A 5,252-nucleotide genomic window follows, 5' to 3' on the forward strand; every position below is an offset into this window, starting at 1 on the left:
TGGTTTATTACGTTCAAACTTAGCCTTAGCCATTTGATTTTCCTCGTTTACGTCGACACCAGTTTAGAGAAAAACAACCCTGAAAAACTTTCTTTATCGACATTCGCCTAAAAAACTAGACACCTAATACTTGAAAAGCAGACTATAATAGCCTGCTTCTTTAAATTTTGTAGATATTCTCTACTAAGCTGTATATCTGGAGCTCTTATCGAGATTTGAACTCGAGACCTCTCCCTTACCAAGGGAGTGCTCTACCACTGAGCTATAAGAGCGATCTCTTCGATGGAGCGGGAGACGAGGATCGAACTCGCGACATGCAGCTTGGAAGGCTGCCACTCTACCAACTGAGTTACTCCCGCATGTTGGTACTGACCACTTATATCGAAGTCGAATGGTGGTGGGAGAAGGATTCGAACCTTCGAAACTTTCGTAGCAGAGTTACAGTCTGCCCCCTTTGGCCGCTCGGGAATCCCACCATATCGCACTTACTTGCAGTGCCATCCTTTATTCAACCTATCAACTTTAAGATGGTGCCGGCACACGGATTCGAACTGTGGACCTACTGATTACAAGTCAGTTGCTCTACCAACTGAGCTATGCCGGCTTTATCTTAGCGTTTGATACGTTTCGTATCGGAACGGTGTGCAGTTTAGCAAAACTCACACATGATGCAAGCAGTTTTTTTAGAAAAACTGCGAAAAACTCATAAAATCAATCCGTTTGATGATAATTCAACCGCTTTGATCACTGCGCGAGCTTTTATCTGGGTTTCATTCCACTCAGACTCAGGATTTGAGTCCGCCACCAGTCCCGCCCCCGCCTGTACATAGACCTTTTGATCGCGGATGACACAGGTACGGATCGCAATCGACATATCCATCTCCCCATGCCAGCCCAGATAACCGACTGCCCCACCAAATACGCCACGTTTTACAGGCTCAACTTCGTCAATGATCTCCATTGCACGGATTTTTGGTGCGCCTGAAAGTGTGCCCGCTGGGAAAGTTGCCTTAAAGACATCCAACGCATCCACATCATCACGCACCTCTCCCTGCACATTGGAAACAATATGCATGACGTGCGAATAGCGCTCAATCACCATTTGATCAGTCACCTGCACCTTGCCAATCTTGGAGACACGCCCCACATCATTACGCCCAAGATCAATCAGCATTAAATGCTCAGCAATCTCCTTTTCATCTGCCAGCAAGTCCTGCTCCAACGCCAGGTCTTCCTCCTTGGTCTTGCCCCGTGGTCGCGTACCCGCCAAAGGCCGTACAGTTGCAATGCCATTTTCCAGACGGGATAAAATCTCTGGCGAAGAACCCACAATATGAAAAGGTTTCTGGTCTGTCAGGGTTTGCCCTTGCACCAAAAACAGGTAGGGTGATGGGTTGAGGTGACGCAATGCACGGTAAACCTGCAAGGCCTCACCATCAAAATCAGACACCATCCGCTGTCCAGGCACCACCTGCATCACATCACCAGCGCGGATATATTCCTTGACCTTTTCAATGGTCTCAAGAAACCTCGCCTTACCTGTGATGGATTCAAAATGCGGTGGTGTATGCGGCTTGGCCTGTAGGCTGACAGGGATTGCAAGCAGTTGCTCCAGCTGGTCCAGCTTGGCCTGTGCCTGTACATAGGCATCTGCCTGGTTTGCATCGGCATGATGAATCAGGAACAGCGTATCTTTCAGGTTGTCAAACACAATCACGGTTTGGGACAGCATCAACCACAAGTCAGGCAAGGTGACAGGGTCAGCTGCTGGAACATTTTTTAGTTTTGGCTCGATATAACGAATAGCGTCATAGCCCAAATATCCAACCAGTCCACCTGTAAAGCTAGGTAGATCAGGCAATTCTTTTTGGGTGGGAACCTTAAACTGGCTTTGGAAGTCGCGAATATACTGAAATGGATCGCTACAGTCTTGCTGGGATACGGAACCATCCGCCTGCTGAACCGTGAGGATACCCGCATTGCATGAAAAGACTGTTGACTCGCCCAAGCCGATCATTGAATAACGCGCCCAGTTCTCCCCGCCTTCCACTGATTCAAATAAGTAGGCCTGCTTTTGCTCTTTAAAACGTGCGAAAACTGAGAGTGGTGTTTCTGTATCTGCCAGTCGCTGACGGTATACGGGAATGGTGTTATAGCCAGCGGCCTTGAGTTGCTCAAATTGTACGAGGGTGGTCATGAATTTTCTCTATAGTTTCGATTTTTGTGCGTTTTCGTTTAATGCTGCTTCAAGCCCGCCATCGAAAAACCATAACAGCTTTCATGCCTTTCTCCTCACCAGATCTTCCTCAACTAACTCTTCCAGACTGTCCACCACCTGTTGTGGCTGGCAGTCATGGATATTTTCTCCATGATTATAGCCATAGCTGACCACAATACAATCTATACCTGCACGTCTTGCAGCTTCCACATCATTACTTGAGTCCCCAATCATCAGGGTTTCCGCCGCGGATACCTGACACAGCTGCATACAATGCAGTAATGGCAATGGATGGGGTTTGCGCTCAGGCAAGGTATCACCGCCAATGACCAATTTAAAGTAATGATCAAGTTTAAGAATCTGTAATATCCCTTTTGCCAAATGTTCAGGTTTATTGGTGACACATGCCATCACCATGTTATGGCTCTGGCAATAGTCCAGAAAAGGCAAGATACCTGTGTAGACCTGAGTATTGACACACAACTCCTGAGCATAAATGTCCACAAACGTATCCAGCAATTGCGTTTGCTGCTCAGTATTCACCTGCCCAAATATATGTTCAAGTACGGTCTCACATAGTTTTGCCGCGCCCTTACCCACCCATGCACGCACTTGTTCCTCTGTCACCAGAGGAAATTGTAGTTTTTCCAGACTCAGGTTCATGGCCCGATATAAATCGGCTGCGGAATCAACCAGTGTTCCATCCAGATCAAACAAAATAAGATGACGACTTTGTAACTGTGCAACAGACATTGAATTTACTCAGAAATAAAAAGGCATGCTTTCTAGCATGCCTTTGATTGTAGAAGCTTAGACTGATTATTTAAAGAACAGCCAGGCAATCACCGCCAAAATCACTAAAATAATAATGGAAATCAGGCCAACTGAAGCATTTTTCTGCTGCTCTTTTTCCTGAGCCACACGGGAGACTGGCTCTTGCATAGGCATAGGCTTTGGCTCAGCAACCGCCTCAACTTGCACATTTTCTGGTATTGGTGCAGGTTTTGGGATGGAAACCTGTTGTGGCATGCCATCACGTGTAATACGTGTTTCAGCGGCACGCTCGGCAATGCTTGGCATTCCCTGATCATGCGGTACTGTCGTTACTGGCTCAACGTCAATTTCAGGTAAATGAGCCTTATAACGCTCAGGAGCAAGAATCATAAACATAAAACTGGCAAACTGGAGCATATCCCCATCATGCAATTCTATCTCCTGTTCCTGCTCAACACGCTCACCATTCACAAATGTTCCATTTGTAGACTTTAAATCTTTTACCCAAATATGGTCATCTCTAAACAGTAATGCAGCATGTTTTCGTGAAATATCAGTGGACTGCAACAAAATTTCAGCGTCCTGATGCCGCCCCACCAGCATGTCACGTTCGACACTAATTTCCTGCCCCGTAAATTCACCTGTAATGGCTTGCAGTTTCCAAGTCATAGATGCCTATCCTTATCATATTTTCTTGCAATAATAACATTTTGACACAAGCGCTTCTGTGCATCTACTGTGAATACGTAGGGCGAATAGTCGTTGTTGTCACCGTATTCCTGCTCCGTTCAGTCGCCTTAGCGGGAAGCTGTATGCTTTGCCTCTGCACAGGTGGCGCATCAACGGCAACAGGTGTGGTCACCACAACTGTCTTGCTTTGTATCGCTGTTGGAACTTTTTGATAGGGTGAGCTATTCAACACAGCTTGTTGCTGGTAAATATCCCCCACATTTTCTGGCAATTTTGCAAAGTTGCCATTGTTGTCCATTGCAAGCTGTAGGCTGTAAAGCTGGTTATAGCGTTGCTGCGATAAACGGCGTACATCATCGGCATCGCCTACAATGGTTGGATGGATAAACACCAGCAGGTTGCGTTTTTCATTGCTTCTACTGTTGGCCTGGAATAAACGCCCCAGATAAGGAATATCACTCAGTCCAGGAACACCCTGACGTGACAATGCAGTATTATCCGCAATCAGACCACCCAGCACCACCGTCTGACCATGTTCGGCAAGCACAGCCGTTTTAATGGCACGTTTATTGGTGACAAGGTCGGTTGCCTGGCCCTTATTGTTCTGAACGTCCGAAACTTCCTGTTCAACCTCAAGGCGAACTGTACCGTTTTCACCAATATGCGGAACCACCTTTAAGGTGACACCAACGTCCTTGCGCTCAACAGTGGTATAAGGGTTTACCGTACCCGAAGTTCCTGTCGATACTGAACCTGTCACAAACGGAACGTTCTGACCCACAACAATATAGGCTTCTTCATTGTCCATCGTCACAATTGAGGGCGTAGACAGGAAATTGGATTTGGTGTTGGTTTTCAAGGCTTGTATCAGCGCACCATAAGCTTTGCGTGAATTCTCAAAATTACCTACCCCGAATGTAGCGCCATTGCCTTTGCTGGCATCTCCAGCAATGGCTGCGGCTGCGCCACTTGCCCCAACACTGGCATAACCTGCGGCAATTGATGCGAGACTTGCCCCGACATTACTAAAACTCATCAGACCAACACCACTGCTTAAATCACCCAGTGCCCATTGAATCCCCAATTGATCTGCATCATTTCCTGACACCTCAATAATCGCGGCCTCAATCAACACTTGCTGACGGCGAATATCCAACTGTTGAATGGCTGCCTCAATTTCACGCATCAGTTGTGGGTCAGCCTTCACCACCAAGGCATTTTGAGTACCATCGGCGATAATACTGACACCATTGCCATTAAAACTGGTGATGCCAGCATTATTCTGGCTGTTATTAAAACCACTGTTCAGGCTAATGGATGGATTAACACCTGAGGAAGAATTACTAGTCTGACCTTGACTATTGGAAGTCAGGTTATTAATCGAGCTGGATTTATTCGCATTATTTGAGCCAGATGATGAGGAAACAGACTGTCCCGTCACCAATCCTTGCAGGATCTCAGCCAGATTTTTTGCACTGGCATATTTTAAACGGAATACCTTCAAGCCACCCAAACGGTCTGCCGATGGTACATCCAGCATTTCAATGGTGCGGCGCAAACGCTTACGTGA

At 46.7% G+C, this 5,252-nt stretch carries 4 protein-coding genes and 4 tRNA genes; all 8 read right to left on the reverse strand.

Features of this window, described 5'->3' with window-relative positions; translation table 11 throughout:
• Positions 1 to 197: 197 nt before the first annotated feature.
• Positions 198 to 272: transfer RNA gene (locus B4H32_RS02895), tRNA-Thr, on the reverse strand.
• Positions 273 to 283: 11 nt separating this feature from the next.
• A tRNA-Gly gene (locus B4H32_RS02900) sits at positions 284 to 359 on the reverse strand.
• A gap of 33 nt (positions 360 to 392) precedes the next feature.
• A tRNA-Tyr gene (locus B4H32_RS02905) sits at positions 393 to 476 on the reverse strand.
• A gap of 52 nt (positions 477 to 528) precedes the next feature.
• Positions 529 to 604: transfer RNA gene (locus tag B4H32_RS02910), tRNA-Thr, on the reverse strand.
• A 99-nt stretch (positions 605 to 703) separates the two neighbouring features.
• Complete coding sequence (trpE, locus tag B4H32_RS02915; RefSeq protein WP_004680740.1) at positions 704 to 2,197, reverse strand: anthranilate synthase component I; 1,494 nt, start codon at positions 2,195 to 2,197, stop codon at positions 704 to 706.
• Positions 2,198 to 2,278: 81 nt separating this feature from the next.
• Positions 2,279 to 2,971 carry a phosphoglycolate phosphatase gene (locus tag B4H32_RS02920; RefSeq protein ID WP_004680741.1) on the reverse strand — a complete coding sequence of 231 codons (693 nt, stop codon included), beginning with the start codon at positions 2,969 to 2,971 and terminating at the stop codon, positions 2,279 to 2,281.
• A 66-nt stretch (positions 2,972 to 3,037) separates the two neighbouring features.
• On the reverse strand, positions 3,038 to 3,661 hold the full coding sequence (locus B4H32_RS02925) for an FHA domain-containing protein (protein WP_004680742.1): 624 nt from the start codon (positions 3,659 to 3,661) through the stop codon (positions 3,038 to 3,040).
• 64 nt (positions 3,662 to 3,725) lie between these two features.
• Positions 3,726 to 5,252, reverse strand: a 1,527-nt coding sequence (gene gspD / locus B4H32_RS02930) for a type II secretion system secretin GspD (RefSeq protein ID WP_286799736.1), incomplete at its 5' end; no start/stop codon positions are given.

Origin of the sequence: Acinetobacter sp. UBA2063, assembly GCF_002333245.1 — a bacterium.
Lineage (GTDB): Bacteria > Pseudomonadota > Gammaproteobacteria > Pseudomonadales > Moraxellaceae > Acinetobacter > Acinetobacter parvus.